Source organism: Pseudomonas sp. GM24, from assembly GCF_000282235.1.
Taxonomy (GTDB): domain Bacteria; phylum Pseudomonadota; class Gammaproteobacteria; order Pseudomonadales; family Pseudomonadaceae; genus Aquipseudomonas.
Map to the genome: position 1 here is coordinate 1 of NZ_AKJR01000223.1, position 17,372 is coordinate 17,372.

Annotated in this window: 17 protein-coding genes; 4 read left to right on the forward strand and 13 right to left on the reverse strand. The window is 60.2% G+C overall.

The features are described from left to right. Positions 1-123 precede the first annotated feature (123 nt). The 4 genes from PMI23_RS24170 to PMI23_RS24185 are packed head-to-tail and all read right to left on the reverse strand — an operon-like array spanning position 124 to position 2,414. Entirely contained in the window at positions 124-681 is a 558-nt protein-coding gene (locus tag PMI23_RS24170; protein WP_007914628.1) for a DUF4136 domain-containing protein, read from the reverse strand. 54 nt (positions 682-735) lie between these two features. Next, a complete protein-coding gene (locus PMI23_RS24175) occupies positions 736-1,350 on the reverse strand; it encodes a DUF4136 domain-containing protein (protein WP_007914627.1) in 615 nt (204 codons plus the stop codon). 12 nt (positions 1,351-1,362) lie between these two features. After that, on the reverse strand, positions 1,363-2,112 hold the full coding sequence (locus PMI23_RS24180; protein WP_007914626.1) for a methyltransferase: 750 nt from the start codon (positions 2,110-2,112) through the stop codon (positions 1,363-1,365). Further along, the gene (locus PMI23_RS24185; RefSeq protein ID WP_007914625.1) at positions 2,112-2,414 is read right to left on the reverse strand and encodes a MazG-like family protein; all 303 of its coding nucleotides are present in this window, start codon (positions 2,412-2,414) and stop codon (positions 2,112-2,114) included. Before PMI23_RS24185 ends, PMI23_RS24180 begins: the two co-directional genes overlap by 1 nt. 183 nt (positions 2,415-2,597) lie before the next feature. Between PMI23_RS24185 and PMI23_RS24190 the strand changes: the two genes are divergently transcribed. Next, entirely contained in the window at positions 2,598-2,891 is a 294-nt protein-coding gene (locus PMI23_RS24190; RefSeq protein WP_007914623.1) for a hypothetical protein, read from the forward strand. 70 nt (positions 2,892-2,961) lie between these two features. On the opposite strand, the gene PMI23_RS24195 is transcribed toward PMI23_RS24190, so the two are convergent. Together PMI23_RS24195 and PMI23_RS24200 are read right to left on the reverse strand one after the other, a co-directional pair. Further along, positions 2,962-3,420, reverse strand: a complete 459-nt coding sequence (locus PMI23_RS24195) for an ecotin family protein (RefSeq protein WP_007914622.1) — start codon at positions 3,418-3,420, stop codon at positions 2,962-2,964. A gap of 110 nt (positions 3,421-3,530) precedes the next feature. Next, entirely contained in the window at positions 3,531-3,974 is a 444-nt protein-coding gene (locus PMI23_RS24200; protein WP_007914621.1) for an ecotin family protein, read from the reverse strand. A gap of 211 nt (positions 3,975-4,185) precedes the next feature. Here PMI23_RS24200 and PMI23_RS24205 point away from each other — a divergent pair, with 211 nt between their 5' ends. After that, positions 4,186-5,535: an MATE family efflux transporter gene (locus tag PMI23_RS24205; protein WP_007914620.1), complete on the forward strand. Its 1,350-nt coding sequence runs from the start codon at positions 4,186-4,188 to the stop codon at positions 5,533-5,535. Here the strand turns inward: PMI23_RS24205 and PMI23_RS24210 are convergent. The 7 genes from PMI23_RS24210 to PMI23_RS24240 form a co-directional block, all read right to left on the reverse strand. Next, entirely contained in the window at positions 5,529-6,404 is an 876-nt protein-coding gene (locus PMI23_RS24210) for an alpha/beta hydrolase (protein ID WP_007914619.1), read from the reverse strand. The genes PMI23_RS24205 and PMI23_RS24210 overlap by 7 nt on opposite strands. A 17-nt stretch (positions 6,405-6,421) precedes the next feature. After that, the gene (locus tag PMI23_RS24215) at positions 6,422-7,216 is read right to left on the reverse strand and encodes a DUF4123 domain-containing protein (protein ID WP_007914618.1); all 795 of its coding nucleotides are present in this window, start codon (positions 7,214-7,216) and stop codon (positions 6,422-6,424) included. After that, on the reverse strand, positions 7,213-8,550 hold the full coding sequence (locus PMI23_RS24220) for a type VI secretion system Vgr family protein (protein WP_007914616.1): 1,338 nt from the start codon (positions 8,548-8,550) through the stop codon (positions 7,213-7,215). The genes PMI23_RS24215 and PMI23_RS24220 overlap by 4 nt, the downstream gene beginning before the upstream one ends. Positions 8,551-8,781: 231 nt before the next feature. Continuing rightward, the gene (speA, locus tag PMI23_RS24225; RefSeq protein WP_007914615.1) at positions 8,782-10,695 is read right to left on the reverse strand and encodes an arginine decarboxylase; all 1,914 of its coding nucleotides are present in this window, start codon (positions 10,693-10,695) and stop codon (positions 8,782-8,784) included. A gap of 219 nt (positions 10,696-10,914) precedes the next feature. Further along, positions 10,915-11,286: a translation initiation factor Sui1 gene (locus tag PMI23_RS24230; RefSeq protein WP_007914613.1), complete on the reverse strand. Its 372-nt coding sequence runs from the start codon at positions 11,284-11,286 to the stop codon at positions 10,915-10,917. A 284-nt stretch (positions 11,287-11,570) separates the two neighbouring features. Beyond that, positions 11,571-12,128, reverse strand: a complete 558-nt coding sequence (locus PMI23_RS24235) for an NUDIX hydrolase (RefSeq protein ID WP_007914611.1) — start codon at positions 12,126-12,128, stop codon at positions 11,571-11,573. A gap of 3 nt (positions 12,129-12,131) precedes the next feature. Further along, positions 12,132-13,199, reverse strand: coding sequence for a DUF2333 family protein (locus tag PMI23_RS24240; protein WP_007914608.1), 1,068 nt, complete (start codon positions 13,197-13,199; stop codon positions 12,132-12,134). Positions 13,200-13,624: 425 nt separating this feature from the next. Here PMI23_RS24240 and gcbA point away from each other — a divergent pair, with 425 nt between their 5' ends. Together gcbA and PMI23_RS30365 are read left to right on the forward strand one after the other, a co-directional pair. Further along, positions 13,625-15,295, forward strand: coding sequence for a diguanylate cyclase GcbA (gene gcbA / locus PMI23_RS24245; RefSeq protein WP_007914606.1), 1,671 nt, complete (start codon positions 13,625-13,627; stop codon positions 15,293-15,295). 954 nt (positions 15,296-16,249) lie between these two features. Further along, a complete protein-coding gene (locus PMI23_RS30365; RefSeq protein WP_443200714.1) occupies positions 16,250-17,293 on the forward strand; it encodes a methyl-accepting chemotaxis protein in 1,044 nt (347 codons plus the stop codon). Positions 17,294-17,372 lie beyond the last annotated feature (79 nt).

The window sequence follows — 17,372 nt, forward strand, 5'->3', positions numbered from 1 at the left end:
GATCTTTTGATCTTGACCTCTAAAAAGCAAAATCAAAAGATCGCAGCCTTCGGCAGCTCCTACAGGGGTTCGTCGCAGGGCAAAAAATGGGAGCTCAAGAGCTCCCGCTTTTCCTGAACGGATTCAGCGCGGTGGATAGTTGACCAGAATCCGCCCGACCGTCTCGCGGATGGCATTGCTGCGATCCTGCGGATTAGGCTTGCTGGCGAGCATTTGCTCATCACTGCCGCGCCACACCAGTTTGCCGTCCTTGCCGTCGAGCAGGTCGATCTGGATGGTCGCGACCTTGTAGGTGATGTTGCGCGTTTCGTTGTACATCGGTGCGCCCCAGTAGCCGTTCCACGGGCCACCCCAACCGCCGCCGTAGTTGGTTGTTACTTGCTGCTGACGATCCTCGACGATCAAGTAGGTCTGCACACTCAAGTCACCCTTGGCGCCCGCAGCCGCCGGGCGCAAGCCACGCTGATCGAGTTGGTCGGCGACTGCCTGGCGGATGCGCTGTTCGGTCAGGTCGCTTTTGATTCGTGGATCATCGGGGCGATATTGCAGGGCGGGGTCTTTCCAGCTCCAGCTGCGATAGGCGGCAAAGTCGCGGCTGGCATCGAAGTCGTGGTTGACCTGGATGGCCGCGCAGGCGGTGAGCAGCGCGGCCATGGCCAGTAGAACGAGACGGCGGAACATGGTTTTTCTCCGGTTGAAGACATGAACCTGCGGCAGCTTCTGATTGGCAGGAAGCTAACCGGGAGGATACGCCGACATGGCCTTTTCCACAGCCTCGCGGATCGAATCGGTGCGATCGATTTCGCTGCCCTTGTTCGCGGTTTCAGCACTGGCGCTCCACACCGGTTGCCCCGTGCCGGCATCGAACAGATCGACTTGCACCACCACGACTTGCTCGGAATACGTGCGTACGATCGGCACCGTGTTGTACATGCCATAACCGCGACCATATCGATCATAGCCGCCGTATCCGCCGCCGTAATAACCGTAGTCGTCCTGGACCTGACGCAAGCGGGTTTCCAAACGCAGATTGGCGCTGACCAACAAGTCGGCCGGGCGCTTGTCGTGCAGCGGGCGCAAACCGCGCTGATCGAGGGCATTGCTCACCGCCTCGGCCACTTGCGCCGAATCGGCCCACGCCGTACCCGGCGGCAATTGCCCATTGAGCCAGGCCCAACTGCGATAGCGTCCGTAGTCACGCGGCGGCGCCGGGTACGCGCTGCGGTCGAAGGTGGCGGCGGCCTGGGGCGGTGCAGGCGGCAAGGGCCGCGATTGCGCCACGTACGGGTTGCTGCTTTGGCAGGCAGCCAACCCCAGACAGATCAGCAATAACCCGGATTGAGCTTTCATGTCGCGCTCCGATCAGATCGGCCGGCAGATCCAGTGCAAGTAGCGCCCAAGCCCGGCGAAGCTTGGGTGACGGCGGTGAGCGAGTTCCATCTCGAGCAAATCCGCGAGTTCGGCGCGGGCCTGGAACTCCACCGGCATGTAGTCGTGGAAAACGCGAATCCCGCTCTGGGTTTCGACCTGCCACAGGCCGTCGAGTTGCGTTGCCAATTCCCGTGGGTCCAGCGGTTGTTGCGGGGTCAGGCTCTGCTTTTCCCCGGCCATGCTGTTCTTGCGCATTTTCTTGAAATGGCCTTTGAGCAGGTTGCGGTAGATCAGCGCATCACGGTTGTAGAACGCCAGCGACAACCAGCCACCAGACTTGGTCAACTGATGCAGCACCGGCAGGATCGCGTGGGGTTCGGCGAGCCATTCCAGCACGGCGTGGCAGATCACCAGATCGTACGGTTCAGTAAGTTGCCCGAGCAGTTCCTGCCATGGCGCCTGAATGAACGTCGCGGTTTGCCCGGCTTCAGCGAAACGCTGGCGCGCGCCTTCGAGCATCGGTGCGGCCGGCTCGGTGAAGGTCACATCGTGACCGCGTTCAGCCAGCCACAGTGACATGTGGCCAAGGCCGCCGCCAATGTCGAGCACCCGCAACGGACGACCCGGCAATGCCTCGATAAGATCGGCCTGCAACACCGCGAGGCGAATCGCGCCTTTGGCGCCGCCATAGATTTTTTCGGCGAACCGCGTCGCCAACTGATCGAAATGCCGGTCGCTCATCAGCTGAACCGCCGTTCGCTGTCGGCGAGCTTGGCGCGCACCACTTCATTCATGTCCAACCCCAATTCGCTGCACAGCAGCAACAGATACAGCACGATATCGCCGACTTCCTGCCCGGCGTGGGCGAGTTTGTCCGCCGGCAACTGGCGCGACTGGTCTTCCGTCAGCCACTGGAAGATTTCCACCAGTTCAGACATCTCGACACTGGCCGCCATGGCCAGATTTTTCGGGCTGTGAAATTGCCGCCAGTCATTGCGGTCGCGAATGGCGTGCAGGCGTTCGGTCAGTTCAACAAGGTTCATCGGGCTCTCCTGAAGGCGTATAGCTTCGGGGGGATACCCACCAAAGGCAAGCGGCGCAGGTGATCTGATGTGGGAGCGAGCCTGCTCGCTCCCACACAGAATGGGTGCAAACCTTCTATCATGCAGGGAACTCGGCCACCCGCGTTGTGGCCCAAGGCTCAGCTCTTTCATCAGGATGCACACATGCAGGTAGAAAGCTTTTTCGAATGGCTCGGCCAGGCGCTCGGTTCGGTCATCCGCTTTATCGTCGACGGCCTCAGTGGCTTGTTCAACATTCTGAGCAATGCCGGCGGCAACTTTGTCGACGGGCTCGCCAAAACCCTGGGCATGGACACCTCGATCATCAGCATCATCGCGTTGATTGTCGGGTTGATGCTGTTGTGGTCGGCGATTCGGGCGTTCATGAATGCCTCGATCATTGCCGGGATTATCTGGTTGTTGCTGGGGTTGTGGCTATTGAGCTGGATTATTCATTGATCCTGTAAAAGCCCCCTCATATCAGGGGGCTGATCAAATACAGGATCAATCAATTCAAAGCTGGCAGCACTCAGCTCCCGGATTCTTCGGGCCTGGCTTCTACGGTGTAATGAATATCGATGTCCTCATGTGCGTGAATAACAATTGGAGCGGTGCTGGAATAGGCAAGCAGGCTGTCTCTGAGTATCAGATCGTAAGTCTTGGCATCACGACCGCATTGCAGTCGCTGTGTAGTCAGTTCATAGGGTTTATCGATCTTGTAATAACCCTCCGGAATCGCCTCCAGATCACCGAAAAACAGATTGCCCCCCATTCCGCAGTCTGTCCAAAGATTGCATTCTCCAATAACGGTGATCCTGGCCTGAATGCGTACGACCAGCGTTTGCGCGTCGTCGCGCCTCGGCAGCCAGAAAACATGTTTCCGATCAGGGGCTTTTATCCGGATATTCTCCGGGCGTTCGGAGTAGCCCCTGTCGCGCACAGTTTCCTGAGACACAGGTTCGTGGATGATGTTTCGCTCGTTTTCCATTTCGTTTCCTTACAGCCTGATCATTAGTAAACACAGGTCAATTCAATCCATTAATGTTCCGGACATGCGCCGCAGCGAAATACCCGGCGGTTTTTTTGTTCAACAACCGCTCAACCGCTAATCGCCGCGCGCTTTTTTTCAATCGCGTACGAAATATCAATATGCTCGTGCGCATGAATAACAATGGGTTGTCTGCTCGAATAATCGAACGTGTTATCCGTGAGCACTAACGACACCGTTTCTTCGTGGGTGACCGGGCATCCCTTTCTTGTCGACAGGGTAATCGGCAAATCAAGTCGGAAATATCCCAGCGACTCTTTGTGAAGTCTGCCTGGCAATGTAGTCGTCACGTTGCAATCAACGCTTCTTGTTATCTCAGCCTTGATGAGGACCTCAAGGGATGCTTCATCGCTGCGCTTTTTCAGCCAGATAATGTGCTTGCGATAGGGGACGCTGACTATCGCGTTCTCTGCGCTTTCGAAAAAACCGGTGGAGCGAAGCGCCGTCACAACGGCGTTGACGATGCCAGAGATGATGCTTTCAGAGTGATCCATTGCGCCTTCCAGTAATTTGTTTGACTGCTTGAGGGCGATTGAACCCCGTGTGCAAATCTGGTGTGCGGTACATAGATATACGCGGCATGTTTTTGAGCTGGGCGCATAACCCGATGTGTCGTCGGGGAGCGCCATTGCCGCCCGACGCAGATTTCGGGTGCGGTAAATCCGCGGTGCATCGCTACAATGTCCGCTTCCCCAAGGAGCCTGCATGCCCACTCTGATCGCCGACTGGCGCGACCGCCCGACGCACCGCAAGGTCTGGGCACTCGCCGCGCCGATGATTCTGTCGAATATTTCCGTACCGCTGGTGGCGCTGGTCGACAGCACCGTCATCGGCCACCTGCCCCACGCCCATCAATTGGGCGCGGTGGCAGTCGGCGCCAGCCTCTACACTTTTCTCGCCTGGGCCATGGGTTTTCTGCGCATGGGCACCACCGGGTTTGCCGCACAGGCTGCCGGGCGCAGCGACGGTGCGGCATTACGGCAGATTCTGTTGCAGGGCCTGCTGCTGGCGATGGGACTGGCACTCGTGCTTGGCACGTTGGGTGTGCCGCTGAGCGGCGTCGCGCTGCACTTCATGCAACCGTCGGCGGAGCTGGATCAGCTCACTCGGGACTTTTTCCACACGCGGCTGTTCGGCCTGCCAGCGGCGCTGGCCAGTTATGCGCTGGTCGGCTGGTTCCTCGGCACGCAAAACGCCCGGGCGCCGCTGGCGATTCTGCTGAGCACCAACCTGATCAACATCGTTCTCAATTTGTGGTTCGTCATCGGCCTGGACTGGGGCGTGGTCGGTTCGGCGCGGGCCTCGGTGATCGCCGAGTGGAGCGGCGCCCTGCTCGGCCTGCTGCTGACACGCAAGGCATTGCGGGCGTATCCGGGGCACATTGTCTGGGCGGCGCTGAAGGTCTGGCAGAGCTGGCGCCCGTTGCTGGCGGTCAACCGCGACATCTTCATCCGCAGCCTGGCGCTGCAATCGGTGTTTTTCATGATCACCGTGCAAGGCGCGCGACTGGGTGATTCGACGGTGGCCGCCAACGCGCTGCTGCTCAATGGCTTGCTGTTGACGGCGCATGCGCTGGACGGTCTGGCCCATGCCGTCGAAGCTTTGTGCGGACACGCCATCGGCGCCCGTGATCGCCTGGCCCTGCGTCGATCGCTGGTGGTTGCCGGCGGCTGGTCACTGATCGCCAGCCTCGCCTTCGCCACGTTGTTTCTGCTGGCCGGGCACCTGTTCATTGAGATGCAGACCGACATCCAGAGCGTGCGCGACACGGCCTTCGTCTACCTGCCCTACCTCGCCGTGCTGCCGCTGATTGCAGTCTGGAGCTACCTGCTCGACGGCTTGTTCATCGGCGCTACCCGCGCGCGGGAAATGCGCAACGGCATGTTGATCACTGTGGTGCTGTTGATGCCGTTCGCCTGGGCGTTGCAAGGTCTGGGCAATCACGGGCTGTGGATATCTTTTCTGCTGTTCATGGTGTTGCGCAGCCTGACGCTCGGCGCACAAGCCTGGTGGCTCAAACGCAACGATGGCTGGTTCAGTGGCGGCGTTCACTGAGCTGGCGTGTGGGCGATAAACCCGACCACCTGATCGAGCACCGGCGCCAGTTGCCGCAACGGTCGTGACAAGGTCGCAACCAACGTAATGTGATTGGGCCGCGAGTAATACAAGTCCTGCACAGGCACCCCTGCCTCGCGCAGTTTGCTCGCAAGCCCGCCGGTGTTGCGCGTCGGGTTGACCAGATCATCCTCGGTCGCGGCAATCAGCAGCGCGGGCGGTGCGCCGCGACTGACATGGTTGATCGGCTGCGATTGCGGCGGTGAGTCCGGCCAGAAGAACACCGGGCGCACCTCGGGATTCTTGATCGGCAGAAAGTCGTAAGGCCCGGCGAGACCGATCCAGCCGCGCAAATCCTTGGGCGACATGCCCACCGCCGCGAGCCACTCACCATCCAGCGCAAGCATCGCTGCGTTGTATCCGCCAGAGCTGTGACCCATCACATACAAGCGCTGCGGGTTGCCGGCAAACTCGCGGATATGCGCTTTGGTCCACGCCACCGCCCGCGCGCCGTCCTGCAGAAACAGTGGATAGCGCACCTGTGGATACAAACGGTAATCCGCCACCACCGTGACTATCCCCCGGGACGCCAGCGCTTCACCGACAAAGCGGTAGTCAACGCGCGAGCCACTGTTCCAGCTGCCGCCATAGAAAAACACCACCACCGGCGCGCCCGCCATCGGCTGATGCGGCACATACACATCGAGCTTCTGCCGAGGGTCGTCGCCATACGCGATGCCCATGGTTTTGTCGTAGGTGCTGTCCGGCGTCAGCGCGTTGAGCAACTGCACGGGCGAGCAACCGCTCAGCGCCAGCAGCAACACACTGCCGATCACAGCGCCCACCCCTTGCCGGAATAACCGTGTCATACGCGCCGAACCTCGCCTCAGGACTGATCGCCGCGCCACTGGCGTCGTACATGGTCAAGCCGCTGCTGTTGGGTCAAACCCACCGGCGGTGGCACCAGCACGGCACGCGGATGCAGCAAGCGTAGCCATAACCAGCCATCGAGCACGGTGCGGTCGCTGAATCCCAGCGCCAGGCCTTGTTGAACATGGGAGGACATCGTCGCGTAATCGGTTCCCAACGATTGGCACCAGCGCCAGATGTGCTGTTCCAGCAAGCAGGTTTGCAAGCGTTCGCGCTGGCGCCGGGTCAGGCTTTCTTCGATGCTCAGCGGTTCGACGGCAAGCCCCGGATTGCGCAACTGCTGCCAGCCCTGGCTGCCAATCGCGCGGTCGGCCCAAGTGCCGCCGAACCAGCGCAACTGACGGATCGGCCCGAGCCAGCGGCTCAATTCGGAGGCGTCGCAAGCGTCGAAAAAATAGCTCGCGGTCTGCCGGTTGTAATAGCTGAGCAACGCCCGATGACTCAATCCGAACGACACTGTGAGCATGCGCTGCAAATGCCTCAGCAACTGTTGCGCCGAGACCTCACTGCCCAGCAACAGCCCACGCCAGGTGTCCGGATCGCGGTGACACAACGCGGCCAATGCCGGGCAATCGCGCAACTCGATCAACACCGGGCCATGCTCGCTGACCGGTTCAAACTCGGTGCCATCGAACAGCTTGAAGCACCGCACATCGGCAAAGGCCTGGCGCAATACCAGCAAGGCCTGCGGTGCATCCGGGCCATCGAGCAACAGCCACTGCGCCATGGGCTCAAGCGCCGCGCCAGTCATGTTGTGCCGCTCTGTTCAAGGGCGGTGACCAGTCGACAACTGCACACCGGCTCTGCGCAGTGACTGAAACTGCCGCCGCCGGGGATCAGGCACAACAGCAGCAACGGCTCGCCGGACGCCAGCAGTTGCTGCAGGCCTTCACTCACCAGGCTGTCGGGCAGTGGCGGGGCATCGTCGGGCTCGGTGACGACAAGTGGCGGTTGCAGTACACCGCTGATCATCGGCTGATCCGGATCGCCCTCGAAAAAGCTCACCACCACCTCGACGCCATCGCTCAGCGCCGCCAATGGCGTTTGCGCCACGGATGGCGCGAGCGGTAGCCAACAGTGACTCGGCGCGGCGCCTTCGCCTTGATAGAGCCAATCGAATTGCACCGCCACCGGGCGCTGGCAATCAGGCTGCGGTTCGTCCACCGTCACCACCCACGCCCGTTGCAAGCTGTGCATGCGCGAGGGCGCAGTGGCTGATGCACACGGCACCTGCAACGCACCAAACAAGCGATTGGCATAAGGACGTTCGAGGGAGGGATCGGCGCGATGTTCAATGCGTGTGAGCAACCATGGGCGATTGCATTCGGCGAAAGGATGACCGGCCAATCGCAGCCAATGACCGCTGCGCAACGCCGCCAGCTCACTTTGTCCTTCGGCCTGTTGCTGGCCCGATGAGCTGGCCTGCACGGTCTCTTGCAACTGCCATTGGTGCAAGGTGCGAGAAGCGTTATGCCCATTGTCCTCGCGCTGATACCGCGCGGCACCGGCCAAGGGCAACTGCGCCGGATCATCGGCAAAAACCAGACAATGCCGGTCACGGTCGTGTTCAAAGTAATAGTGAATCCGCGCCTGCGCGCACAAGCGCTGGAGCAGTTGCAGATCGGACTCGCGGTATTGGGTGCAGAACGTCCGGGGCGCGTACTCCCCGCGTAACTCGAAGCGGCGCTGGGCACCGACGATGCCGTGCTCTCTGAGCACCTGTTCGATGATCTGCGGCACCGAACGGCCACTGAAGATTCGTTGGCTGAAGCGCAGCGCGAGGCAACCCAGTTTCGGCCCCAGACGGATCCGGCTCAACCGCAAACCCTGTCCATGATCATGCTCATGCTGGACAAGGCTCTGCAATTGCCCGTGCACACCCTCTCCCGACGGCCCGAAACAGAGGAACGCCGAACGGTAAAGCAGACCGGCGAGATCCAGGTGCGGATCGTCGATCAACACATCGATCTCGAACGCAAAGGATTCGCTGAGGGCTTCGCTACCGGTAAAGGCCAGGACTTCGAAGGGGTCGGACAGGCCCGCTACATCGAGACGAAACGACGACTCGTTGACTGGTTCGAACATGGGCGGATCTCTACAGGAGGGGCGGTCGGGGATTCTCGCCGAGAGCCATGGCCGAGTAGAGAGCTGAAGTACAACTTAGGAAATGACCTACGTGAAAAGCAGACCGGATGACTTTGCTGGCCGGGGATGCCAAGCATTTCGCGAAGATTTTGGGAGATATCCCACCGGGTCATGCGAATTTTCCACCACTTTCGGAAAAAATTCGGACAACCCGGCGAGATCGCCCTGGCGTCAGGAGGACAGGTAGGAGGAACGGGTCAGGCCCAGACGCAAGGCATCGAGAAATTGCGTGCGCTCGCTGGCACTGATGCGGGCACTGGCGCACTTGTCGCGGTAGTGAGTCATCAGTTCTTCCGGCGACAAGTGCACGTAACGCAGCATGTCTTCGATGGTGTCGTGGGTCTCGATGCCGGCGTGGTACACGCTGCCATCGGCGTTCTGGTAGATGTTCACCGAGTCGGTGTCGCCGAACAGGTTGTGCATGTCGCCAAGGATTTCCTGATAGGCGCCAACCAGGAATACGCCCAGCAGGTAGTCTTCGCCTTCATTCAAACCGTGTACTGGCAGGCTGGTTTCGATGCTCTGCTCGTCGACGTACTGGTTGATCTTGCCGTCGGAATCGCAGGTCAGATCCTGCAACACCGCGCGGCGCAGCGGCTCTTCGTCGAGACGGTGCAGCGGGATGATCGGCAGGACCTGATCGATCGCCCAGGTGTCCGGCAGGCTCTGGAATACCGAGAAGTTGCAGATGTACTTGTCGGCCAGCTTGTCGTTGAGTTCGTCGAGCACCTGACGGTGCGAACGCTGACGCGCTTTCAGCGAGTTGTGCAGGCGACGGCAGACAGCGAAGTAGCACTGCTCGGCCAGGGCTTTTTCAGCCAGGGTCAGTTTGCCGTCGGCGTACTGCGCAGCCACATCGCTCATGTAGTGCGTGGCACGCCAGTAGGTTTCGGTGACCATTTCGATGTCGGTCGGGCCGAGCAGATCAACCAGCCACTGCACGGTTTCCGGCAGCGCTTCCTTGTTTTCGATCTGCGGGATTTCGTCGTTGTGCTTCTCGACGTCGGTGACCTGCACCACCAGCATCGCGTGGTGCGCGGTCAGCGAGCGGCCGCTCTCGGAGAAGATGTGCGGGTGCGGCAACGCCTGCGCGTCGCAGAACTCCTTGAGCATGCCGACCACGACACCGGCGTAATCGTCCATGTCGTAGTTGATCGAGCTGGCGTTGCGCGAGTGCGTGCCGTCGTAGTCGACACCGAGACCACCACCGACGTCGATGTGATCAACCGGCAGACCGAGGTTGCGCAGCTCGCCGTAGTAACGGATCGCTTCCTTGAAGCCGTGCTGGTAGTCGGCCAGGTTGGCGATCTGCGAACCCATGTGGAAGTGCAGCAGACGGATGCCCTGATCGAGACCGGCCGCGCGGAAACGCTCGACCACCGACAGCAGTTGCGCCGCCGACAGACCGAACTTGGATTTTTCGCCACCGGTGTCCGCCCACTTCGACGACGCCAGCGACGACAGACGCACGCGCAGGCCGACCTGTGGCTTGACCTTCAGCGAGGCAGCTTCTTCGATCACCAGACCGACTTCGGATTCTTTCTCGATGACGATGAACACGTTGTGACCGAGCTTCTGACCCATCAGCGCCAGACGGATGAACTCACGATCCTTGTAACCGTTGCAGACGATGGTGCCGCCCTTCGGGGCCAGCGCCAGCACGGCCAGCAGCTCAGGCTTGGAGCCGGCTTCCAGGCCGATGGACACGTCCTGGGTGGCAATGATGTTCTCGATCACCGCTTCTTGCTGGTTAACCTTGATCGGGTACAGCGCGGTGTACTTGCTCTGGTATTCCAGACGCTCGATGTTGGCATCGAAGGCGCCGGTCAACTGGCGGACACGGTCTTGCAGGATGTCGGGAAAACGGACCAGCAACGGCAAAGACAAACCGCTCTTGCGCAGTTGGTCGACTTGCTCGAACAGGTCGATAGGCGAGCTGCTCGGGCCGTTCGGACGAACTTCGACGCGACCGGCGTCATTGATCGCGAAATACCCGGCCCCCCAATGGCGAATCCCGTAAACACTGCGGCTGTCCGCAACTGTCCATTGGCTGCCATCGTCTTTGCGTGTGCGTCGTACGGACATCGAAGTCCCCTATAAAGAAGTCATAGTGCGTCGCCTGATCGCAGGCCGGCGCAGTCTAAAGAATGAAAATGACGGTTCGTCAGTGCGGCGGTAGACCTCACTGACTGCGTGGAGTTTAGAAACCGGTCATGAACAGGCTCTGTGAAAACCATGGAGACGACGCCGGATCTGAAGTGTTTCAGCGCCGGATCAAGCCGCAGATGGATTTCACAGAGGCTGCTAGCCGCCGGACTTCTTCGCTTTGAAACCGTGCTTGATCAGCTCAGCCAAGAGTAGCTCGACATGATCGCCCTGGATTTCGATGATGCCGTCTTTCAACGCCCCGCCAGTGCCGCAACGTTTCTTCAACGTTGTCGCCAACTCTTTGAGCGCGTCTTCGGCCAGTGGCACGCCGGTGATGGTGGTCACCGTCTTGCCGCCACGGCCCTTGCTCTCGCGACGCACGCGGGCAATGCCGTCACCGGCCGGGATCACGGTTTGTTTGCAGATACAGGCGTCTACCGGCTTACTGCATTCCGGGCAATGACGACCTGCGTCGGTGGAAAATACCAGGCCACCAAGGGCGGCGAAGGATGCGGCTTTTTTGGCCACCGGCAATCCTCTTGGGAGGACAAAGACTGATCGCGACCTTGGGCAAGGTCATCGACCGCGAAGCCCCACTCAGGCAGGGGCAGCGCTACTGCACCGATAAAGCGCCAAATGTAGGAGCTGTCGAGTGAAACGAGGCTGCGATCTTTTGATTTCGACGCCAAAACAAAAAATCAAAAGATCGCAGCCTGCGGCAGCTCCTACAAAAAGCACTCGCGGTGCAGCTTGAAAAGGTCGCGCAGTGTAACGGCAAAAATCCCGATTGCTAAGTGCCAATCGGCGCCAATTTATGTGTTCTTTGCGACGTCGCTTTGCTGCGCCTTCAGATAGCGCTTCAAAGCGGCCAGAGAGTCCGGGCAATAAGGCTTCTGCTCGATTTCCCGCATGACCTGATCGACTGGAATAAACCGCGCTTCCAGCACTTCTTCAGGTTGCAGGTTCAACGGGCCGTCCCACACGGCAGAAAACGCCGAACACCACAGACGATTGCCAGTGTCTTCGAAGTAGAAATGGTCATGGGCCGTCAACTCTACGCCGCTGACACCCAATTCTTCTTCCAGCTCACGGGCCGCCGACTCGGCGTAGGTCTCGTCCGCCTGCACCATGCCGCCCGCCGCGACATCCCAGTAGCCGGGATAAATCGCCTTGCTCAAGGTGCGCCGGTGCACGCAAAGCTCACCGGCAGAATTGAACAACATGATGTAGGTGCCTCGACCAATCAGCCCACGCTCGCGCAGATCGGCACGGACGAGCGCGCCGAGCAGGTTGTCCTGCTCGTCGACCCAGGCGATCTGTTCGGCATCCGAGGCGGCGCGATGGGCCGCCTCTTTGGCGTTCTGACTCATGAATCAGCCCTGATTGAGCAGTTGACGCAAATCGATCACAGCGGCGTTGGCACGGGAAATATAGTTGGCCATGACCAGCGAGTGGTTGGCCAGCACGCCGAAGCCGCTTCCGTTAAGAATCATAGGACTCCAGACCGGTTCCTGCGAGGCTTCCAGTTCACGGATGATCTGACGCACGCTGACCGTGGCATTCTTCTTCGCCAGCACATCGGCGAAGTCGACCTCGATGGCGCGCAGCAGGTGCGACAGCGCCCACGCCTGACCACGCGCTTCGTAGAACACGTTGTCGATCTGCATCCACGGAGTCTCGACGACTTCTTCGTCAACCTGTGGTACTTCGCCGATCGCCGGCACTTCGGTTTTCAGCGCGGTATTGAGTTTGACCCGGCCAACGCTGGCCGACAGGCGTTGCGACAACGAACCGAGACGGGTGCCGACATCGCCCAGCCAGTTGTTCAGGTTGTCGGCGCGGGCATAGAACAGCGCGTTTTTCTGGGTTGGATCAGACAGGCGAGCCTGATAGCGGCTCAGCGAGTTGATGCCTTCCTGATATTCCGACTCACTCGACGGCAGGATCCAGCTTTTGTTGTCGAAGTTGAAACGCGGCTCGGCCTTGGCCAGATCGGCATCTTCCGCCGACTGCGATTGCGAACGGGCAAAGTCTTTACGCAGAGCCCGGGTCAGGTCACGCACCTGCACCAGAACGCCGTATTCCCAGCTTGGCGTGTTGTCCATCCACAGGCCCGGCGGGAAGCGGTCGTTGGAAATGTAGCCGCCCGGCTTGTTGAGCAAGGTGCCGGCAACGGTCTTCAAGGTTTCGACGGTGGTGTAGCCGATCACCATCTGCTTGCCTTCTTTCTCGGCCGCCACTTGCGCATTTTGTGCGACCGGAAACAGCGCCGGCTCCTGGCTCCAGTACCAGCCCAGGCCAATGGTCACCAGCAGATAGAGGCCGATCAGCGTGGCCAAAGCTCGGCTGAACAGCACCCCACCGACATAGCTGCGGGCGGCCGACTTGGGCTCGGCGGCACGTTCAGGCGCGCTGCCCGCGCGGTTTTTCCAGTCCAGCATGGCGATATCCTTTCAATCACTTGGGTTCAACGGTTCGACCACAACCATACAACAACGTGCCAAGGCCGGGCACCCGCGCGTAAAGATAAGCCGCAATTCGTATGGCCGAATGACGCTTCGACGATGACTAAGGGAATCCCCGATGCCCACGCTTCAGCCCATTGGCTTGAAAACCATCGCAAAGGTCACTCAGCGCTCGGGTAAAAGCACGACAGCGTGGTCATCCTGATCACCCTGTTTAGTCAGGGAGTGCCCGGTCTACGGGGACTTGTCAGACGCCAAGGTCAAAAACAAAACCGTCCGGTCAGAAACTGAATGGTGACGCATTGCAGATTATTGACGTACGACACTCGTGTAAGGGAAAAGAGGTGCTAGCATAGAGCCACCAGTCGATCTCAGCATGCAGCCTAACTAGTAGTCAGGATATGACCGAGCCAGAAGACCCCAGCCGTGAGCGTCTCAAGCACCACTTTGCCCAGCGGGTAATTCATCAGGCACGTCAGATACTTGAGATATGGCAGCGCCTGCAACGCAGTGAGTGGTCCACTGTCGACCTCGCCGAACTGAGCGAGGCCAACCTGCGCCTGCTGCGTTTTGCCGAGCGCTTCGAACAGCCCGAACACACTCAACTGGCGCGGCACATCAGCCAGTCGCTGGAAGCGGTGGACGCCAACCGCGGACGCCTCAGCAGCGGCCTGATCACCGACCTCAATCGCTTGATGCAGCGCTTGTCGCGTACCGGCCTGCGCCATGGCGACCAACTCGACCAGACTTTTTTGCCGCCTCTGCGCAAACCGATCTACGTAATGCTGCAGGACTACGACCGCGCCGAGCGTCTGGCCAAGCAACTGGAATTTTTCGGCCTGAGCGCGCAGGCGCTGGACAGTGTTTCAGCCTTTCGCTCCTCAATGGTCGAGCGTCTGCCAGCAGCGATCGTCATGGACGTGGATTTCAGCGGCGCCGGCATCGGCCTGAAGCTCGCCGCCGAAGCCCAGGTCGGGCTGGAAGAGCCGCTACCGCTGCTGTTCTTCAGCCTGCACGAAACCGACACGCCGACCCGTCTCGCGGCGGTGCGCGCTGGTGGCCAGGAATTTCTCACCGGCACCCTCGAAGCGTCGAGCCTGCTGGAAAAGATCGAAGTCCTCACCTGCGTCGCGCAGTACGAGCCTTATAAAGTGTTGATCATCGACGACTCGCGTGCGCAGGCTTTGCACACCGAGCGCCTGCTCAACAGCGCCGGCATCGTCACGCGCACCTTGATCGAACCGATTCAGGCGATGGCCGAACTGGCGGATTTCCAGCCGGACCTGATCATCCTCGACATGTACATGCCGGCCTGCACCGGCACCGAACTGGCCAAAGTGATTCGCCACAATGATCGCTACGTCAGCGTGCCGATCATTTATCTGTCGGCCGAAGACGATCTGGACAAGCAACTCGACGCCATGAGCGAAGGCGGCGATGACTTCCTGACCAAACCGATCAAGCCGCGCCACCTGATCACTACCGTGCGCAACCGCGCCGCCCGCGCGCGCAATCTGAAAGCACGGATGGTCCGCGACAGCCTTACCGGCCTGTACAACCACACGCATATTCTGCAACTGCTCGAGGATTGCTCATTCCGCGCCCGCCGCGAGAACAAGCCGCTGAGCTTTGCCATGCTCGACATCGACCACTTCAAACGGGTCAACGACAGTCACGGCCATCCGATGGGCGACCGTGTGATCAAGAGCCTCGCGCTGTTTCTCAAGCAGCGTTTGCGCAAAACCGATTTCATTGGCCGATACGGCGGCGAAGAATTCGCCATAGTCATGCCCGACACTGATATAGAAGCCGCGCACAAAGTGCTCGACGAAATCCGCCAGCGCTTCGCCGAAATCCATTATCCGGCGCAGCCGCAGGATTTGTGGTGCACCTTCAGTGCCGGCGTGGTGGAAATGCACGATGACTGCGACAGCCTGATGATGGCCAGTCAGGCCGACGAAGCGCTGTACCGGGCCAAGGGGGCCGGGCGCAACCGGGTGCAGACCGCGCGCGACTCAAAGCAAAGTGCCACTTTTTCATCAGATTCCACTGATTCGGTCATAACCCTGTAACAGAACCGCAATAAATTCAGGCGCTTACCATTTCTGCCGTTGGTAGCCGTCATGCGCCTGAAGTTGCTCACCAATCTCAATACGCTGCTGCTGGTCGCCGTGTGCCTGGCACTCGGCGCTACGCTGTGGTGGTCGCAAAAAGCCCTCGAACGCCCGTATCTGTTGATGGAGCGTTATCTTGGGCTGTCGCAACAATTTCAGAACGAGGTGGCACGCAACGTTGCGGACTACCTCGGCAGCGGTGATGCCCTGCGCCTGAGCAGCGCCAGCCAGGCCATCGATAGCCTGCGCAAAGAACTCGATGAGTTGCCGCCGGCGCTGGCTGAAACGCTGCGCCCGAGCCTGTCGGGCCTGGATGAGTTCAGCAAAACCGACTTGCTCGCGGCCGGCAAACTGGCGGGTGATCCGCAGGCGTTGCTATTGCAGGCCGAGCGCGAATTGAGCGCCAGCCTCGATCAGTTCAGCACCTACGCCAACGGTAATCCGGCTTATCTGGCGCCGTTGCTCATTGCCTCTCAGCACTTGGGCAAACTGTCACTGGCGCGGGGCAAACTGGTCAGCAGCGGGCGCAGCGAACTGGCGGCCGATGTTGAGCGCGAAGTCACCAGTATTCGCTCGCAGGCTCAAGCGCTTGATGCCCTGCCGCTGCTCGGCGTCGTCGCCAACAATGAATCGGGCAGCGACGACTTCGCGGCGATGATGGGCATCGATAACAGTGAAAAAACCGTCGCCGAAGATGTCGGGGTCGGCCTCAAGCGTGAACTCAACAGTTTGTTGGCCCGCTACCCGGCGGAGCTTGCGCGCACTCGCGACCAGATCCAGAAACGCGCCGACCTCAGCGCCGCCACTCACCAGAAAATCGCCGCCGTACAGCAAGCCATCGCCGGACTAGAGCCGGTGGTACGCGCCCAGCACGGCCAGATCCAGGGCGAAGTGCGCTTGATGCAAGGCGTGATGATCGGCCTGATTCTGCTGATCGCGTTGCTGATCGATACCTTGCAGCGCCGGCTCTCGCGCACCCTGACCAATCTGGCGCCGGCGCTTTCGACCTGGGCCGAGGGCGACTTCAGTCGCGATATTCATCTGGGCAAGACCAACCGCGAACTGCACGACATCGAAGCCTCGCTAAACCGCTTGCGTGCCTATCTGGTGGATCTGGTCGGGACGATTCGCGGCAATGCCGAACAAGTCGCGGGCAGCAGCCGCACCCTCGCCGAACTGAGCAACGACTTGCACAGCGGGGCTGAACATCAGGCCGGCGATACCGCGCTGATCCGCGATTCCCTCGGCGAACTTGAAGCGACAATCCAGCAAGTTGCCGGTGATGCACAACAGGCAGCAGAGGCCAGCCGTCACGCAGGACTGGCCGTTGTGCATGGCCAGACCGTGATCGGCCAGAGCCTGACCGGCCTGCACGCGCTGGTCGGTGAAGTTCAGGGCAACGCGCAGATGATCGAGCATTTGGCCGAAGAGTCGGCAACCATTGGCGGCGTGTTGACGGTGATCCGCTCGATTGCCGACCAGACCAACCTGCTGGCGCTGAACGCGGCGATTGAAGCGGCGCGCGCCGGGGAAATGGGCCGTGGTTTTGCCGTGGTGGCCGAGGAAGTGCGCTCGCTGGCACAACGCACCGCCGGTGCTACAGCGGAAATTCAGACGCTGATCGCCGGCCTGCAAACAGCGGCGCGGCAATCAGTCGAAGGCATGCGCGCACAGGTCGAACACGCCGAAGCCACAGCCAACCAGGCGCAAGCAGCGGATGGTGCGCTGGATAAAATCGTCGGCGCGATCCAGACCATCTCCGAGACGGCGATCCGCATTGCCGATGTCACTGCGCAACAGAGCGGCGCTGTCAGCGAGATTCGCGATCACAGTGAGCGGATTCATCAGTTGGGTGGGGATAACTTGCTGCGGATCGGCCAAGGTCGCGAACAGGGCGAGAACTTGCTGGTTCTTGGCGGGCAACTGCATACAGCCGTTCAGGCCTTTCGTGTCTGACAAAGATCCCTGTAGGAGCTGCCGAAGGCTGCGATCTTTTGATCTTGCTTCTAAAAATCAAAAGATCGCAGCCTTCTGC